The organism is Methylobacterium sp. CM6244 (genome assembly GCF_054817885.1).
In genome coordinates this window covers 3897064-3914509 of sequence record NZ_CM139247.1, presented here as the reverse complement: position 1 = coordinate 3914509, position 17446 = coordinate 3897064, and the positions used below count along the sequence as shown (strand labels likewise).

Here is a 17446-nt window from a genome sequence, read left to right as displayed (position 1 = left end):
TGTCGTCAAAAGGTTGCGGGCGGGGAGGGCATGGTCCCCGCCACCGGGGAGGGGGCTTCATCGCCGGGCGCTTCGCGAAGTCGGGCGAAGGCGGGGCCGCCGAAGTGCAGCATCAGAACCGGCGTCAGCACGGCGTCGAGGAGCGTCGCGCTGATGAGGCCACCGAAGATCGTCACGGCCACGGGGTGCAGGATCTCCTTGCCGGGCGCGGTCCCGTCCAGGAGCAGCGGGACCAGGGCGATGCCGGCGGCGAGCGCCGTCATCAGCACCGGCACGAGGCGCTCGTTGCTCGCCCGAAGCACCAGAGCCGGGCCGAAGGGCAGCCCTTCGTTCAACCCGAGATTCAGCACGTGGCTGATCTTCAGGATGCCGTTGCGGGCGACGATGCCGGTGAGCGTTACGAAGCCGATCATCGAGGCCACGGAGAGGGGCAGCCCGGCGATGGTGAGGGCGACGACGCTGCCGATGAGGGCGAGCGGCACGTTGCCCATGACGATGAGAGCCAGCACGCCGGAGCGGTAGCGGCTCGCCAGCAGCGCGAAGACCAGCGCGAAGGAGACGAGGCCGAGGAGGCCGATGCGGCGGGTCGCTTCCCCTTGCGCCTCGAACGCACCTTCGAGGCGCGCACTGATTCCCTCCGGCAGGGTCGTCCGGGCCAGGGCCTGTCCGATGGCGGCGGCAACCTTCGAGCCGTCCGAGCCCGGCACGGTGTTGGCCTGGACCACGATGCGGCGACGGCCGTTCTCGCGCTGGATCTGGTTGGGACCGTCCCGCTCGGCGATGTCGGCCAGGGCGTGGGCGGGCACCCAGCCCGACGGCGTCTCGATGAGGAGGTCGCGCAAGGCGGCCATGGAGCGGCCGCTTTCGGGCAGACGCAGCACCACATCGAAGCGGCGCAGGCCCTCGACCAGGGTGGAGACAACGCGTCCGTTGGCGAGCTGCCCCACCGTATCCACCACCGTCGCGGGGGAGACGCTGTAGAGGGCGGCCTTCGCCGGATCGACCCGCACCTCGATCTGCGGAACGCGCACCTGCCGCTCGACCTGGAGGTCGGCGACGCCCGGAATCGCGGACAGGGTTTCACGCAGGGATTCGGCGGTGCGGCGCAACGCGTCGAGATCCTCGCCGAACAGCTTGAGGGCGATCTCGGCCCGGACGCCGGAGAGCATGTGGTCGAGCCGGTGCGAGATCGGCTGGCCGACATTCACCGTGACAGGAAGAACGGAAAGCCGCCCCCGGATCTCGGCGGTGATGGCGTCGCGCTCGCGTCCGCCGGGCTTCAGGCGGATCTCCAGATCGGTGGAATGGACCCCTTCGGCATGCTCGTCGAGCTCGGCGCGGCCCGTGCGGCGACCGACCTTGTCGACCTCGGGGATCTCCATCAGCAGGCGCTCGGCGATGGTGCCGACGCGGGCGGATTCGGCGAGCGAGATGCCGGGGGTGAAGGTGGTGGTGACCGTGAACGAGCCTTCGTTGAAGGTTGGCAGGAAGGCGCGGGGCAAGCGTCCCGCGCCATAGCCGGCGGCGGCCACCGCGACGATCGCACAGACGATGGCGAGACGCTGATGGGCGAAGGCCGTCTCCACGAGGCGCCCATTGGCGCGCTTGAGGCAGCGGATCAGCCGGCTCTCGGGATGGTCGAGGCTCTTCAGGCCGGGGAGCAGCCAGGAGGAGAGGACGGGCGTCAGGGTCAGCGAGACAACGAGGCTCGACAGGATGGCGATGATGTAGGCTTGGCCGAGCGGCGCGAAGAGCCGGCCTTCGATCCCCGACAGGGCGAAGAGCGGCACGAAGACGAGACAGATGATGATCGTGGCGTAGACGATGCCGGAGCGCACCTCGTTCGAGGCGTCGACGATCACCGCGAAGGACGTGCGGGGCGAGCCTTCCGCCCGGTTGTCGCGCAGGCGCCGCAGGATGTTCTCCACATCGACGACGGCGTCGTCCACCAGCTCTCCGATGGCGATGGCGAGGCCGCCGAGCGTCATCGTGTTGATGGAGAGGCCCAGCAGAGAGAACACCGTGGCGGTGGCGAGGATCGAGACGGGAATGGCGGCGAGCGAGATCAGCGTGGTGCGCATGTTCATCAGGAAGGCGAACAGCACCACGGCCACAACGGCCACGGCTTCGATCAGTACCGTGATCACGTTGCGAAGCGATGTCTCGATGAAATCCGCCTGCCGGAACAAGACGTTGCCGGCCTCGATTCCGTGCGGCAGGGAGGGGCCGATCTCCTTGAGCGCCGCCTCGACCTCGCGGGTCAGGCGCACGGTGTCGATCCCCGGCTGCTTCTCGATGGAGACCACCACGGCGGGATTGCCCATGAAGCCGCCGTCGCCGCGCTTGGGCCGCGCTCCGAAGGCGATCTCGGCGACCTGCCGCAGGTAGACCGGACCGCCCGGCGTCGTGACGACGAGATTGCGAAGGTCGTCGAGATCGGTGGTGCGGCCGAGCGCGCGGATCAGGACCTCGCGGCCGCCGGCCTCGGAATAGCCGCCACCGGCATTGCCGCCGTAATTCTGCAGGGCTCGGGTGAGGGCCTCGTCGGTGACGCCCAGCGCCCGCATGGCGGCGGGATTGGGGGCGACCCGGAACTGGCGCACCTCGCCGCCGATGGGGATCACCTGCGCCACGCCCGGGATCGAGAGCAGGCGCGGGCGCAAGGTGAAGTCGGCGGTCTCGCGCACCTGCATCGGGGTCGCGGTCTTCGAGGTGACGGCGACGAGCAGGATGCCGCCCATGATCGAGGAGACCGGCCCCATCTGCGGGACCACGTTCGGCGGCAGTTCCGAGCGCGCCAGCGCCAGCCTTTCATTGACGAACTGCCTGTCGCGGAACAGGTCGGTGTCCCACTCGAACTCCACCGTGACGATGGACAGGCCGATGCCCGAGACCGAGCGCACCCGGCTGACACCGGGCAGGCCATTCATGCGGGTCTCGATCGGGTAGGTCACCCGTTGCTCGACTTCCGTGGGGGCGAGCCCCTCGGCCTCGGTCAGGATCGTGACCGTGGGCCGGTTGAGGTCGGGGAGTACGTCGACGGGCAGGCGCGCGAGGGAGAGCGCGCCGGTCAGGACCAGGGCGAAGGCGAGGGCCAGCACGAGCAGGCGGTTGCGCAGGGATTGCGCGACGATGAGGCCGAACATGGGTCTGCCTCCTCAGCGGATCTGGTCGAGGAGTTCGGCACCCTGGACGACGACGCGCCGTCCCGGCTCCAAACCGCCGGCGATGAGCGTACGGTCGGCATCGAGGGAATCGGTGCGGACGGTGCGTGCCACGAAACGCTCGGCGCCGACATGCTCGTAGACGACGCTCCCGCCCTCGGCGCGGAGGATGCCGGACCGTGGGACGGCGAGACCGGTCCGCTCCCCCGTCAGGGGGGCGTGGACGGTGACGAACTGGCCGAGACGAAGACCGGTCGTGTCGTCTTCCACCGCGAACTGCACGGGAACGGCCTGATTGCGATCGGCCAGGCCGGCACCGCGATAGGCCAGCGCCATGCTGCGCCCGTCCCCGAGCCGGGCCGTCGCCGCACCCTCAGGGGACAGGGCCTCGAAGCTCAGCGCCTCGATCCAAAGCTTCTTCGGATCGAGGATGCGGAAGACGACGGTGCCGGGGGCGGCCATGGCACCGGCAGTGGCGCTGGCCTCGGCGATGACTCCGTCCACGGGTGCGACCAGTGCCTCGGGCGAGCCACGGACCGCATCGAGGGCGGCGCGGCGGTCCTTCAGCCCGTCGCGCTCGGAGCGGGCATCGTCGAGCTGGGTCTGCGCCACGGCGCCGGTCCCCGCCAGACGCTCGAACCGGACCACGCGCCGGTCGAGGATCGCGATCTGCTGGTCGAGTTCGCCCTGGCGCTGGCGCATGTCGGAGACGTCCACCGCCTGGACGGGCGGGGTGACGGTGGCGAGCACCTCGCCGCGCGTCACACGGGTTCCGAGGCGAGGAAATCCGTTTGCCGGAGGGGCCAGGCGGCCGCCCACGGAGGATTGCACCACGCCGCTGGCATTGGGATCGGCGATGACCCGGCCGGGCAGGGCCACGGTGCGGGCCACGTTCTCCGTCGCCGTCAGGGCGGTGCGCAGGACGAGGAGCCGCTGCAGGGATTTGGGTACGAAGATCGACCCGTCGCCCAGGCGTTTGGCCCGGTCGGCGCCGCCGGAGGGCGGGCTCACCATCATCCCCCCCTCGGCCGGCGCGGCATCGTGGCCTTCATGGGCGAGGGCGGCGCTGCCCAGCACGATCGTCGCCGTGACCGCCAGGACGACGACGATGGGAATCGTGCGCCGACGCCGGATCAGGACGACGGCCCCGAGGCCGAGGAGGAAGCCCCCGGCGGCGGTGACGGAGGGCGGCTGGTGCGTCAGGCGCTCGACCAGGGAGGCGGCGGTCGCCGTCTCGGACGCCGCAGCCGCGGCTTTGGGGGCGGGCAGGTCGAGATCGAGGGAGAGGATGTCGGTGCTGCCCTCCGCCGTCACCGCGACGAGGAGATCGTGATGCTCCGCCTCCTCGAGCCAGGGCGCCGAAAGCCGGTAGGTGCCGTCGGCCTGGAGTTCGGCCTTCCTGCGCCCGTCCGGCGTCGAGAGGGCGAGGGTGGCGTCGGTGACCGGCGCGTTGGTCTCGAACGCGTCGAGATAGAAGACGAGATCGTGCCCCTGCACGGTGGTGACGAGTTCGTAGCGCTCCGACTTCGCCTCGGCTCGCGGTGCTGCCGCCGCGACGGGCAGGGTAGGGGCCTCGTCTCCGTGGGAATGGCCCTCATGGGACAGGACCGCGCCGGTCAGGGCCGCCCAGGCGATGGCGCACCCTGCGACACGGCGCAGGGCAGCCGGAAAAACGATGGACATGATGCGAGAAACCTTGGCGCCGTTGAAGCAGGAGACGGCGATCCACGCGAGGCCGGAAGGCAGCCGCGCGGGAACGCCGTCGTTACGTCAGGCGAAGGATCTCGGGGGTTCGGACGGGGAATCCGGGGCGGCATCCGTCCGTGCGGAGGCGGCACCTGCGGGAACGGGTCCGGTCAGTCTGGCGGAGGATGCGACGTCGCCCTCGGTGGGAGCGAGGCCGAGGGCGCAACAGGGAGCGCCACAGCCGCCGGCGCAGCAGGGACCGGCACAGCCAAGATGAGGCTCGGCCCGCAGGACCGAGACTACGGCACGCATGCCGCTATCGGACGTGATCCCCTGGACCGCTTTCGTCTCGCGGGCGTTCTGAACTTGGACGCGCTCGACTTGGACCCGCTCGACCTGGGCCCCGGTTCCGTGCCCATGCCCGGTATGGGCGCTCGCGGGCGACGACATGGCAAAGCCGGCGATCGCGAGGATCACCGTCATCAGCCAGAGCGCGAGGCTCCGGTCCAGATTGCGCCGGATGGGTTTCATGTCGGCGCAGAGCGTAGCATAGGGCATGCGCCCGCGACAGGGCCGATCGCAACTCGGAAGGCTAGACGCGTGAGACAGATCCTCGTGATCGGCATCGGCACCGGCAATCCGGAGCACGTCACGATCCAGGCGATCCGGGCCTTGAACACGGTGGATGTGGTCTTCGTCCTCGACAAGGGAGGAGATAAGGCCGACCTCGTCGCCCTGCGGCGGGAGATCTGCGAGCGCTACATCGAGGAGCGGCACTACCGCATCGTCGAGGCCCAGGATCCGGAGCGGGACCGGAATCCGGCCGATTACGGCGTCGCCGTGGAGGATTGGCACAGCGCTCGCGCGGCTCTCTACGAAGCAATGATCGCGCGCGAGCTTCCCGAGGACGGCACCGGTGCCTTCCTGGTCTGGGGTGACCCGTCGCTCTACGACAGCACCCTACGGATCATCGACCGGATCGTGGCGCGGGGCCGCCTCGCCTTCGAGTACCGGGTGATCCCGGGCATCACCAGCATCCAAGCCCTGGCGGCCAGTCACCGCATCGCCCTCAACCGCATCGGCGCGCCGGTGCAGATCACCACCGGGCGCCAGATCGCCGGCGGCCTCTCCGAGGAGGCCGACACCACCGTGGTGATGCTCGACGGCGACCCGACCTTCGCCCATCTCGACCCGGAGCTGACGATCTATTGGGGCGCCTATCTCGGGAGCGACGACGAGATCACCCTCTCGGGCCGCCTCGGCGACGTCGCCGCCGAGATCCGGCGCATCCGGGCGGAGGCGAGGGCACGCCACGGCTGGATCATGGACATCTACCTGCTACGGAAGCCGGCCGATTAGGCCAGGATCACGTCTCTCGACGCCTACCCCGCCCTCAATGATCGCGGCGTCGCTCGCCCCTCTCGATGTGACCGGCCAGCGTGAAGCCGATTTCTCGCATCAGGGCATCGAGGAGTGCCGTCAGCTTCGGCTGGTGGAAGCCGGTCGCGAGGTCTTGCAGGGCGATGGCGTGTTCCGCCATGCGGTTGGCCGCCGCCTGGGCCTGCATGTCGGGCTGATGAGGGAGGGCGCCATCCTCGGTGTGATCGATGACGATGCCGAGCCCCCTTGCGCACTCGCCAGACCCGTCCCGCTCAACCCGTCCGCGCAGGCCGAGCCGGCGCTCGCCTCGAACCGTCCTGAAGACGATCTCGAACAGACCGCCCCCCTCGGTGGCGGCATGTAGGGCATTCTCCACGCGAGACCGGTCCTCATCGTGGATCGCAGTCAGGAAGGCGTCGAGACTCACGACCTCCGTCTCCGGAGCGAAGCCGAGAATCTCCGCGAGCAAACCGGAGACGGCGATGCGGCCAGCCCAGACGTCGTGGGACCAGACGCCAACGATTCCCGATGCGTCGAGCGCATCCCGAAGGCTATCCGAGTCGTCGGGGAAAAAGCTGGTGCGCGCAGGCATGGATCTCCTGGGCCGCAGGGGCCGGGGCACTGACAGCGAAACAGTGACCGCGGAGCATACCGAAGCCAGGTCGGACCTCCATTGGGTCATTACCTGAGGTTGAGAAATGCTTCGCTATCCGGCGACAGAGGCCGCATTCTACCCCTAAAACTGCATCACCGAAAGCGCTCAACACGTCAAACGTGCATTAAAGGCAACCTGAGATTGCTACCAAGTGCATGTTCGCCGGGGGACGGGGAGATCGATCGTGGCGCACGATCCTCAGCCAACGGAACCCTCCGAGCCCCGGCGTCGATCTTAACCACTGATTAACCATGACCCGCCAAAAACCGGGATCAAGGCATCCTGGTGTCACGGGACGACGGCTTCGAGCGCGTCCGGTGTCGATCCGAGGCCGGGAATTCGATCGGCCTCCGGGCCGATATTCGCCCCGGCACGGCAGGAATGCGACATCTCAAGCCGCGAGAAGGGCTCCCGTATGAAAGCCATCACCTTCGTCACCCAGAAGGGAGGCAGTGGAAAGAGCACCCTGTGCATCTCACTGGCGGTGGCGGCGCAGGAGCGCGGCCTGTCGGTCTGCATCCTGGAAATGGACCGCCAGGCGACGATCAGCGACTGGCTCGACCACCGCACGGCGGATGGCCCGGAAGTGGCGCAGATCGACGCGACGCAGATCGAAGCCGTCATGACCCAGCTGCGTGAATCCTCCTACGATTACGTCTTCATCGATACGCCGGGCGTCGACTCCACCGGCACGCTCTCGGCGATCCGCGCGGCCGATCTCTGCATCATCCCCTGCCGCCCCACCCCGGCGGACCTGCGCGCGTTCAAGCCGACCCTGGCCGCCATCTACCGCCTGGAGAAGAAGTTCGCCTTCGTGCTGAACCAGACCCCGCCGCGCTCCTACCGGATCCGCGACGCAGCCGATGGCCTCGCCGTGCTGGGCATCCTGCCGGACGTGAACATCGTCGCGCGGACCGATCACCAGGACGCGATCGGCGTCGGTCAGGGCGTCACCGAATTCAACCCCAAGGGCCAGGCCGCCGGCGAAGTCCGCAAGCTCTGGACGTGGATCGAGAAGCGGATGCAGGTCGTCAAACATGCCAAAGCCGCCTAGGCCGAGCCTCGCCTCCATCGTCGCGGGAGCCGCCTCCCCAGGGAGGAGCGCCGACATCGTCCAGCTCGATACGGGCCACACGCCCGTCCGCAAGGCGCCGGGCACCCTGAAGGAGCGTGCCAGGCAGATGTCGGTCTATCTGGAGCCGCCGGTCTACGACCAGCTGCGCGACCTCGCCCATACCGAGCGCACGAAGATGCATGCGCTCATGCTGGAAGCCCTCGATCTGCTGTTCAAACAGCGCGGGACCATGCCGATCGAGCGGCTGAACGAGACGAGCCACCGCTGATATCCCGTCTCCTGTCGATGCCAGGCATCGACAGGAGAAAATCATTTTTTGCCAAATACTTATTTACACACCCTCAACTGACACATCCGCATTTGGCGGCACCGACCTCCTGACCTTCGGGGCGGAATTTCGAGACGATGTCCACAACCGCGAGAACGTGATTCTCTTCACTCTGACAGGGTTTTGTAGCGCGCTCTTCACTGGATGAATGAGCGGATAAGGCCGGCCCCGCCCTCGACCCGCAGCGTTCAGCTTTCCTTTACGTCAACCCGACAATTGTCTGTGCAATCGAAGCCCGCTCTTTCCGGGCGGCCTTCGACGGCCGGACCGGATCGCTCTTCCGTTCCCCGAGCCCTGTATGGCGTTTCGAGAGCGTAGAGTGCTGGGCGGTTCGGTATGGCGCGTTCGACGAAGGCCGGATCGGCTCCAACGGCGGGCGTACCGCTGCTGCGCCTCCTCGCCGTGTCCGTGGTGGCATTGACCACCGCCAATTGCGCGCAGAACACCCAGAAGCTCGCTGGCCCGGCCGGGTCCTCCGGATCGTCCTACGATCCGAAATACGGTGTGAAGGCCAGTCCTCGCCTCTATAACGAGGGCGACACGATCCCCAAGGGCGGCGGCCGCCGCTTCTCGGGAAAGCCCTACGTGGTGGCGGGCCGCACCTACGTGCCCCGCGACGATGCCAAGGGCTATGTCCGCGAGGGACTGGCCTCCTGGTACGGCAGCGCGTTCCACGGCCGGATGACCGCCAACGGCGAGGTATTCGACCGTCACTCCATCGCAGCCGCCCACCCGACGCTGCCCCTGCCGAGCTACGTCCGGGTCACCAACCTCGCCAACCGCCATTCGATGATCGTGCGCGTCAACGATCGCGGCCCTTATCATGCCAACCGGCTCATGGACGTGTCGGAGGAGGTGGCCCAGGCCCTGGAATTCCACCGCAGCGGCACCGCCAAGGTCCGGGTGGAGTATGTGGGCAAGGCCTCCACTGCCGGCAGCGACGACCGCAAGCTGATGGCGACCTTGCGCACCGATGGCGCGCCTGCCCGCGTCGGCGGCGCTTCACCGGTGATGATGGCCGATCTCGGCCCCGATGCCGAAACGGAGCGTCTGTCGCGCGCGCAACGTCCCGCCATGGCCTTCAAGCCGGCCCCTGACGAGGACGATGCAGCTCCCGCGCCGCGTCCTGCCCGGCCCGCGCCGGTCCTGGTGGCAGGCGGCTCCAGCGTCGCCGTACCGGCGGCCCTGCAGCCCACCGCGTCCCGGTCGCATGCGTTCCGGCCGACCATGCCGGATCGCCCGGCACCGGCCCTGCAGATGGCTCATGCCGCGCCGAAGGCGAAGGGATCGCCGCCCCACGCCGTGGCAGCGATGCGCCTCGCTTCGAGCGCCGGCCCAGCCCAGAACCTTGCCCAAGCCCCTGCCCAGGCATCGAAGCACGGCGCCACGACGACCAAGGACGCGAAGACGCTCCAGGCCAAGCTGGAATCCTCCGCTCCGAAGACGAAACTCGCCCACGTGCCGGTCCCGGCGGCACCGCAGAGGATGGCGGCCGCCCCTGCTCCCTCGCGCGGCCCGGTGGTGAAGACGGGGAGCACCGCGACCCTGGCACGCTCCGCGACAGGCCATGCCGCGGTGGCGAACCTGCGTCCGGCTGCGCCGCCCTCGAGCCCGCTGGGAACGGCCAAGGCCAGCGTCGCCAAGCTGTCCGTGCCTCCGGCCGGTTCGCAGCCCGTCGGCGCACAGGCCGGACGCGGCAAGTCGTCCGCCCCGGCAGTCGCCACCGCCGCAGCGAAACCGGCCCAGCCACGCCGCTCGCGCATCGCCGAGGTCAACTGACCGTCGAACGACCGAGACCGGCGGTATCGTCTCGTCCACCGTGTCGCGACATCATCGGCAAAGTTGCGTTCGATTTCGCGGGCGATCCGCTATACCATCTGGCAAGGGCGAGAACGGACCGGGCTTATCAGCCAAGCCTCGGGGCCGACGGGCATGAGGCGAACGATGCGTGCGACGACGAACCGGACGAATCTGGCCGCCGGCTTTCGGGCCGGACTGGCCGGCTTGAGCCTGTCGGCGATCGGCTGGTTCGCCGCCCTCCCGGCCCTCGCCCAGAGCTTTCAGACAGCCGCTCCCCACGCCATCCTGATCGATGCGGATTCGGGCTCCGTGTTGTTCGAAAAAGCGGCCGACGAGCTGTTCTCGCCGGCCAGCATGGCCAAGCTGATGACCACGGAGATCGTGTTCAACGAGATCCGGCAGGGCCGGCTCAGCATGGACAGCGAATTCCAGATCACCGAGGACGCCTGGCGCCGGGGCGGTGCCGGGGGAGGCGGCTCCTCGATGTTCGCCCAGCTCAACAGCCGCATCAAGCTGTCCGATCTGCTGCGCGGCCTGATCGTGCAATCGGGCAACGACGCGGCCATCGCCATCGGCGAGGGCATCGCCGGCTCGGAGGAGAATTTCGGTCGGATGATGACCGCGCGAGCCAAGGAAATCGGCCTGACGCGCTCCACGTTCCGCAATGCCACCGGCTATTCCGCGCCGGACCAGAAGGTCACCGCACGCGATCTCGCCAAGCTGGCGATCCACCTCATCGACACCTATCCCGATCTCTACAAGATCTTCGCCGAGCGCGAGTTCACCTGGAACAAGATCAAGCAGCAGAACCGCAATCCGCTGCTGACCCTCGATATCGGGGCCGACGGGCTCAAGACCGGATATCTCGAGGAATCGGGCTACGGCCTCACGGGCTCGGCGGTCCAGAACGGCCAGCGCCTCATCATGGTGGTCAGCGGCCTCAAGACGGCGCGCGACCGCGCCGCCGAGTCGCGCAAGCTGGTGGAATGGGGATTCCGCGCCTTCGAGCCGCGCCAGATCTTCGCCAGCGGTGAGACCGTGGCCGATGCCTCCGTCTTCGGCGGGGCGCAGGGTAGCGTCCCGCTGGTGGCCAAGAAGCCGGTCCGGGTGCTCCTGCCCCGTGGCAACGGCGACCGCATCAGCGCCCGCGTCGTCTATCAGGGTCCCCTGACCGCGCCGGTGGAACAGGGCAAGGAGGTGGGCCGCCTGCGCATCACCCGCGGCGACACCCAGGCCCTCGACCTGCCGGTCTATGCCGGAGAAGACGTGCCAGCCGGCACGATCCCGCAGCGCGCCCTCGACGGGGCCTGGGAGTTCGGGACCGGCCTGTTCCGGCGCGCCTTCGACAAGGCCGGTGCCAGTGACAAGGCCAGCGCGACCGATAAGGCCGGCGCCAAGTCGTGACCGGCCGAAACCGCGGGCGGGGAGGGGTCTTCATCACCTTCGAGGGCGGGGAGGGGGCCGGGAAATCGACCCAGATCGCCCGTCTCGCGGCGCGCCTGCGCGGTGCGTCCTCCATGCCGGTGGTGACGACGCGCGAGCCCGGCGGCTCGGTCAAGGCCGAAGAAATCCGTGAGGCGTTGCTGGCTGGAACGGTGAAGCGGCACGGCCCCTTCGCCGAGGCGCTGCTCTTCTCAGCCGCCCGGATCGACCATCTCGACACGCTGATCCGCCCGGCCCTCGACCGCGGCGAGACTGTGCTGTGCGACCGCTTCTCGGATTCGACCCGTGCCTATCAGGGAGCGGCGGGAGGCCTCGAACCGACCCTTCTCTCGGCCCTGGAGCGGGTCGTCGTCGGCGACACGAAGCCCGACCTCACCCTGATCCTCGACCTCGACCCCGTCATCGGCCTCGCCAGGGCGAAGGCCCGCGCCGGGGAGGGGGAGGCGGCCGACCGGTTCGAGGCGGAGGCCCTCGCCTTCCACACCCGCCTGCGGCAGGCGTTCCTCGCCATCGCCGCAACGGAGCCGGAGCGCTGCGTCGTCATCGATGCCGGCCTCCCCCCGGATGCGGTGGAAGAGGCGATCGCAGCCGCCCTCGCGGCCCGCCTGCCTAGCCTTTTCTCCAGCCCGGAGGCCGCCGACGATGCGGCCTGACCGTGCTCCGGAGGATGTCGAACCCGGCGACCTCGCCGATATTCCACGGCCACGCGAGCAGGCCGGCCTCGTCGGCCATGCGGAGGCGGAAGCCGCCTTCATCGAAGGGATCGGCTCGGGACGCCTGCACCATGCCTGGCTCATCGGCGGCCCGCGCGGCATCGGCAAGGCGACCCTGGCCTATCGGGTGGCGCGCTGGCTCATCGCCAACCCGCGCCCCGGCCGCATCCCGGATACCCTCGCGGTCGATCCCTCGCATCCGGCGGCGCGGCAGATGGCGGCCCTGTCGCATCCCAACCTCGTGGCCCTGCGCCGGACGCGGCCGCACAATGCCAAGACGCTCGCGACCAAGATCTCGGTCGATGCCGCGCGCCATGCCCTCGACCTGTTCGGCTCGACGGCGGGCAATGACGGCTACCGCATCTGCATCGTCGACAGCGCCGAGGATCTCAACGCCAACAGCGCCAATGCCCTGCTCAAGATGGTGGAGGAGCCGCCGCCGCGCTGCCTCTTCCTGATCGTCAGCCACGCGCCGGGCCGGCTCCTGCCGACGATCCGCTCACGCTGCCGTGCCCTCAACCTGCGGCCCCTGGGGGAGGGGGAGGTGGCCGAGGTCCTGGGAAGCTTCCCTCCCCCTTTCGTCCGGCCCGACCCGGAGGTCCTGGCCCGTGCCGCCGCCCTCTCCGAGGGCTCGGTGGCGCAGGGCTTCGCTATGCTCGACCCGGCGACATCCAACCTCGTCGGCGAGGTCGAGACCCTGCTCTCGCGCCTCGACCATCCCGACTGGCGCCGCATCCTGGCACTGGCCGACAAGCTTTCGGGGCGGGACGCGGACGAGCATTTCGCCGCGAGCCTCGAGGCGGTGTTCCGCTTCGTCTCCGCCGAACTCGACAGACGGCGCCACGAGCCCCCCGCTCGCCTTGCGGCCCTGGTGGAGGTGTGTGACAAGATCGCCCGCGCCGCCCGGGAGGCCGCGATCTACAACCTCGACCGCCGGCCGCTGATCCTCTCGCTGTTCGGCGACCTCGCGGGCGCCGTACGCTGAAGGGACGTGAGCCGGTTCGGCCCGTGCTCCCGGAGCCGTCCCGTGAACCCATGAACCCTGTATCCGGGGATACCGCTACGCGATGGCCAACGATCCAGGCCCCACCCTTTCCGATGCCAAGGCCCTTTCCGGTGCGAAAACCTTCGGCATCAGCACGGCGATCTCCTATCCCAACGGCGCGCCGCATATCGGCCACGCCTACGAGGTGATCGCCACGGACGCGATCGCGCGGTTCAAGCGCCTCGACGGTTACGACGTGCTGTTCTCCACCGGCACCGACGAGCACGGGCTCAAGATCCAGCAGACCGCCTCCAAGGCCGGGATCAGCCCGAAGGCCCTGGTCGACGACATGGCCGCGCGCTTCAAGGCCATGGCCGAGGCGCTGAACTGCAGCCACGACCGCTTCATCCGCACCACGGAGCCGGATCATTATGCCGCCGCCCAGGAACTCTGGCGGCGCATGGAGGCCAATGGCGACATCTACCTGTCGAAATACGCCGGCTGGTACTCGGTGCGCGACGAGGCCTATTACAATGAGGACGAGACCGAGACCGCCCCCGACGGGACACGCCGCGCGCGGGAGACCGGCACGGCCGTGACCTGGATGGAGGAGGAGAACTTCCTCTTCCGTCTCTCCGCCTACCAGGATCGGCTGCTCGCCCTCTACGAGGCCCAGCCCGACTTCATCGGCCCCGAGACACGGCGCAACGAAGTGGCGAGCTTCGTCCGCTCCGGCCTCAAGGACCTCTCCGTCAGCCGCACCACCTTCGACTGGGGCGTGCCGGTGCCGGGGCACCCGGACCACGTCATGTACGTCTGGGTGGATGCGCTGACGAACTACCTCACGGTCACCGGCTTCCCCGACGATGCGGATCCACGAAAAAGCTTCTGGCCGATGGACCTGCACGTCATCGGCAAGGACATCGTGCGCTTCCACGCGGTCTACTGGCCGGCCTTCCTGATGTCGGCGGGCCTGCCGCTGCCGAAGCGCGTCTTCGGCCACGGCTTCCTCCTCTCCAAGGGCGAGAAGATGTCGAAGTCGCTCGGCAACGTGGTCGATCCGATGGACCTCATCGCGACCTACGGGGTCGATGCGTTGCGCCAGTTCGTCCTGCGCGAAGTCCCCTTCGGCGGCGATGGCAATTACAGCCACGAGGCCATCATCACCCGCTACACGGCGGACCTCTCGAACGGTCTCGGCAACCTCGCCCAGCGCTCTCTCTCCATGATCGCGAAGAATTGCGGTGGCCTCGTCCCCGAGCACGGCGACTTCACGGAGGACGACCGGGCACTCCTGGCGCTGGCGGACGCCCTGCCGGGCTCCGTGCGGGTGGCGATGGACAAGCTCGCCCTCCACACGGCGCTCGCCGACATCTGGGCCGTGGTGACGGCCTCGGACCGCTATTTCGACGCGCAGAAGCCCTGGGTCCTGCGCAAGACCGACCCTTCCCGCATGGCCGCCTCGCTCTACGTGGTGGCCGAGACCTTGCGGGCCATCGGCATCCTGGTGCAGCCCTTCATGCCGGATTCGGGCGCCAAGCTCCTCGACCTCCTGGCCGTGCCCGCCGACAGGCGGCAGCTCGCGGATATCGGGGAGGAGGGTCGGCTGGTGTCGGGCACGGCGCTCCCGGCGCCGAGCGGGCTGTTCCCGCGCTTCGTCGAGCCGGAGGCTCCCGCCGTCTGAGGCGGGGTCCGCAGCGTCACCGAGAATCCCGAGTTTTGTCCATGCTGGTCGACAGCCACTGCCATCTCGACTTCCCGAACTTCGTCGAGGATCTTCCCGGCGTCATCGCCCGTGCCGAGGCGGCGGGCGTGACGGGGATGCTCACCATCTCGACGCGAATCGCCAAGGCGCGGGTCTACGAGGCCCTGTCCGAGGCTCATCCGCAGATCTGGCACACCGTAGGGACCCATCCGAACGGGGCAGTGGACGAGCCCGACGTGCCCACGGAAGAGATCGTCGCCCTCACCCATCATCCGCGCTGCGTCGGGATCGGCGAGGCGGGGCTCGACTACCATTACGAGGACGCCGCCCCGGAAGCGGTGCAGGAGCGGGTGTTCCGCCGGCATATCGCGGCCTCCCGCGAGACCGGCCTCCCCCTCGTCATCCATGCCCGCGATGCCGACGAGCACATGGAATCGGTGCTCGTCGACGAGATGAAGCGCGGGGCCTTCAAGGCGGTGCTGCACTGCTTCTCCTCGGGCCGGCGCCTGGCCGAGGTCGGGGTCGAACTCGGCTTGTTCGTCTCCTTCTCGGGCATCGTCACGTTCCGGCGCTCGCACGAGCTCCGCGACATCGCCCTCGCCGTCCCCCGCGACCGCATCCTGGTGGAGACGGACGCGCCGTTCCTGGCGCCCGAGCCGCATCGTGGGCGCAGCAACGAGCCGGCCTATACCGCCGACACCGCCCGCTCCCTGGCCAAGACCCTCGACATGGAGTTCGAGGCCTTCGCGAGCCTGACGACGGCCAATTTCCACCGCCTGTTCGACAAGGCGACCCCATCCGGCGGCCGGGCGGCATGACAGAGGCCCGCGCGCTCCGCTACCAACGGACCGGGAGGTGCGGATGGGTTCTCTGACGTTGACGATCCTCGGCTGCGGCTCGTCCGGCGGCGTTCCCCGTGTGGGTTACGGCTGGGGCGCTTGCGATCCGTCCGATTCGAGGAACCGGCGGCGGCGCTGCTCGATCCTGGTGGAGCGGCGAGGGCAGGCGGGGTCCACGACCCTTCTGGTCGATACCTCGCCGGATTTGCGGGAGCAGCTTCTGGCGGCGCGGGTCCAGAGCCTCGACGCGGTGCTGTTCACCCATGCCCATGCGGACCATACCCACGGGATCGACGACGTCCGGCCGCTGGTGATCCACATGCACCGGCGCATCCCGGTCTATGCCGATGCCGAGACTCGCGCCCTGCTGACGATGCGCTTCGGTTATTGCTTCGAGACGCCGCCCGGCAGCGCCTATCCACCGATCCTCGACATGAACGATCTCGTGGCGGGCGAGCCGGTGACGATTCCGGGTGAGGGCGGTGCGATCGAGGCCGTGGCCTTCGGTATGGAGCATGGCACCGAGAGCGCCCATGGCTTTCGCTTCGGCCCGGCGGCTTACGCGCCAGATGTCAGCCTGATGCCGGAAGCGGCCAAGGCGCAACTCCGCGGCCTCGATCTCCTCATCATCGATGCCCTGCGCGACACCCCTCACCCGACCCATTACTCTGTCTCGGATGCGCTCGCGCTGATCGAGGAGGTGCGCCCGCGCCGCGCGATTCTCACCAACCTCCACACCGATCTCGACTACGCCACGCTCGCGGCCAAGCTGCCGCCGGGCGTGGTTCCGGCCTATGACGGATTGTCGGTGAGCGTGGACCTCTAGACGCGCAGGCAGAGTGCCGGGGAGGGCGCGCGTCAGTTACGCATGGGGTCGGCCGGGATCAGGCCGGCATTGACCAGGATCTGCGCCGTGGCCGCCTTGGCGAGGCGGTCATAGCCCGCATCGGTCATGTGCAGCCCGTCGGGGCCGATCATCTGCGCCGGGCTGAGCAGGCCGCTGGCGGCCCAGGTCCGCATCAGGGCGTGACGGCGGATCACCGGCACGTCGAGCTCGGCCGCGAGGCTGTGCAACGCGTCGCCGTAGCGCTCGGCACCGTTGGTCGTCGTCAGGCGGCGGCACCATTGCTGGTCCATGAGGATGACGTCGGAGCCGGCGGCGCGCATCGCCGTGATGCCCTGACGGGTCAATTCGGTGAAACGCTCCACCGTGACGCCGGTCATCGGGTCGTTACTGCCGGTCTGCCAGATCACGAGGTCGGGCCGCTCGGCCAGAACGTCCCGGTCGAGGCGGCGGGCCATGGCCTCGGCGTCATCACCACCCTTGCCGCGGTTGAGGACCGTGACGATGGGATGCTTGGCGCCAGCGACGTCGAGACGTCCCTGCAGGTCTTCTTGCAATTGGGCGGGGTAGGCGGTGGCGGGGGAGGAGGCCCCCGACCCTTCCGTGGACGAGGAGCCGAAGGCGACGATGCGGATGTCGGATCCCGCCTTCACCAGGGCGGCCACGTGGGAGAGCTTGGCCAGCGCCCGGGCGGGAATGGCCGGCTTCGATGCCACGGGCTCCGCCCATGCCGGAGCGCCGAGGCCCAAAGCCACGAGGGCCAGGCCGAGGAACGGGGCGGCGCAGGGTTTGAGAAGGGTCAGCATCGGATCCGCTTCGAGAACGATCG

General features: G+C 68.9%; 15 protein-coding genes. 10 read left to right on the top strand and 5 right to left on the bottom strand.

Annotation, left to right across the window (positions count from 1 at the left end; genetic code table 11):
• Nucleotides 1–5: 5 nt before the first annotated feature.
• From ACYQML_RS18345 to ACYQML_RS18335, 3 genes are all read right to left on the bottom strand, one after another.
• Complete coding sequence (locus tag ACYQML_RS18345) at nucleotides 6–3146, bottom strand: efflux RND transporter permease subunit (RefSeq protein WP_461233615.1); 3141 nt, start codon at nucleotides 3144–3146, stop codon at nucleotides 6–8.
• Between the two features lie 12 nt (nucleotides 3147–3158).
• Entirely contained in the window at nucleotides 3159–4847 is a 1689-nt protein-coding gene (locus ACYQML_RS18340; RefSeq protein WP_461233614.1) for an efflux RND transporter periplasmic adaptor subunit, read from the bottom strand.
• Nucleotides 4848–4934: 87 nt separating this feature from the next.
• Nucleotides 4935–5408 carry a hypothetical protein gene (locus ACYQML_RS18335; RefSeq protein ID WP_461233613.1) on the bottom strand — a complete coding sequence of 158 codons (474 nt, stop codon included), beginning with the start codon at nucleotides 5406–5408 and terminating at the stop codon, nucleotides 4935–4937.
• A 42-nt stretch (nucleotides 5409–5450) separates the two neighbouring features.
• Here ACYQML_RS18335 and cobF point away from each other — a divergent pair, with 42 nt between their 5' ends.
• Nucleotides 5451–6209, top strand: a complete 759-nt coding sequence (gene cobF, locus ACYQML_RS18330) for a precorrin-6A synthase (deacetylating) (protein ID WP_461233612.1) — start codon at nucleotides 5451–5453, stop codon at nucleotides 6207–6209.
• A 34-nt stretch (nucleotides 6210–6243) separates the two neighbouring features.
• Here cobF and ACYQML_RS18325 read toward each other — a convergent pair whose 3' ends face one another.
• Nucleotides 6244–6822 (bottom strand): PAS domain-containing protein, encoded by a 579-nt coding sequence (locus tag ACYQML_RS18325; protein WP_461233611.1) that lies wholly within the window; start codon nucleotides 6820–6822, stop codon nucleotides 6244–6246.
• 478 nt (nucleotides 6823–7300) lie between these two features.
• Between ACYQML_RS18325 and ACYQML_RS18320 the strand changes: the two genes are divergently transcribed.
• The 9 genes from ACYQML_RS18320 to ACYQML_RS18280 all read left to right on the top strand — a co-directional run bounded on the left by ACYQML_RS18320 (nucleotide 7301) and on the right by ACYQML_RS18280 (nucleotide 16599).
• Nucleotides 7301–7939, top strand: a complete 639-nt coding sequence (locus ACYQML_RS18320) for a ParA family protein (RefSeq protein WP_056424260.1) — start codon at nucleotides 7301–7303, stop codon at nucleotides 7937–7939.
• On the top strand, nucleotides 7923–8228 hold the full coding sequence (locus ACYQML_RS18315) for a ribbon-helix-helix domain-containing protein (RefSeq protein ID WP_056424261.1): 306 nt from the start codon (nucleotides 7923–7925) through the stop codon (nucleotides 8226–8228). Before ACYQML_RS18320 ends, ACYQML_RS18315 begins: the two co-directional genes overlap by 17 nt.
• Nucleotides 8229–8624: 396 nt before the next feature.
• A complete protein-coding gene (locus tag ACYQML_RS18310; protein WP_461233610.1) occupies nucleotides 8625–10067 on the top strand; it encodes a septal ring lytic transglycosylase RlpA family protein in 1443 nt (480 codons plus the stop codon).
• Between the two features lie 165 nt (nucleotides 10068–10232).
• The gene (locus ACYQML_RS18305; protein ID WP_311275180.1) at nucleotides 10233–11492 is read left to right on the top strand and encodes a D-alanyl-D-alanine carboxypeptidase family protein; all 1260 of its coding nucleotides are present in this window, start codon (nucleotides 10233–10235) and stop codon (nucleotides 11490–11492) included.
• Nucleotides 11489–12184 carry a dTMP kinase gene (tmk, locus tag ACYQML_RS18300; protein WP_461233609.1) on the top strand — a complete coding sequence of 232 codons (696 nt, stop codon included), beginning with the start codon at nucleotides 11489–11491 and terminating at the stop codon, nucleotides 12182–12184. The genes ACYQML_RS18305 and tmk overlap by 4 nt, the downstream gene beginning before the upstream one ends.
• Complete coding sequence (locus ACYQML_RS18295; RefSeq protein ID WP_461233608.1) at nucleotides 12174–13229, top strand: DNA polymerase III subunit delta'; 1056 nt, start codon at nucleotides 12174–12176, stop codon at nucleotides 13227–13229. Before tmk ends, ACYQML_RS18295 begins: the two co-directional genes overlap by 11 nt.
• A gap of 82 nt (nucleotides 13230–13311) precedes the next feature.
• Nucleotides 13312–14913 (top strand): methionine--tRNA ligase, encoded by a 1602-nt coding sequence (gene metG, locus ACYQML_RS18290; protein WP_461233607.1) that lies wholly within the window; start codon nucleotides 13312–13314, stop codon nucleotides 14911–14913.
• 41 nt (nucleotides 14914–14954) lie between these two features.
• Complete coding sequence (locus ACYQML_RS18285; protein ID WP_461233606.1) at nucleotides 14955–15752, top strand: TatD family hydrolase; 798 nt, start codon at nucleotides 14955–14957, stop codon at nucleotides 15750–15752.
• 43 nt (nucleotides 15753–15795) lie between these two features.
• On the top strand, nucleotides 15796–16599 hold the full coding sequence (locus tag ACYQML_RS18280; RefSeq protein WP_056424277.1) for an MBL fold metallo-hydrolase: 804 nt from the start codon (nucleotides 15796–15798) through the stop codon (nucleotides 16597–16599).
• A 32-nt stretch (nucleotides 16600–16631) separates the two neighbouring features.
• Here ACYQML_RS18280 and ACYQML_RS18275 read toward each other — a convergent pair whose 3' ends face one another.
• On the bottom strand, nucleotides 16632–17423 hold the full coding sequence (locus ACYQML_RS18275) for an SGNH/GDSL hydrolase family protein (RefSeq protein WP_461233605.1): 792 nt from the start codon (nucleotides 17421–17423) through the stop codon (nucleotides 16632–16634).
• Between the last annotated feature and the right edge of the window lie 23 nt (nucleotides 17424–17446).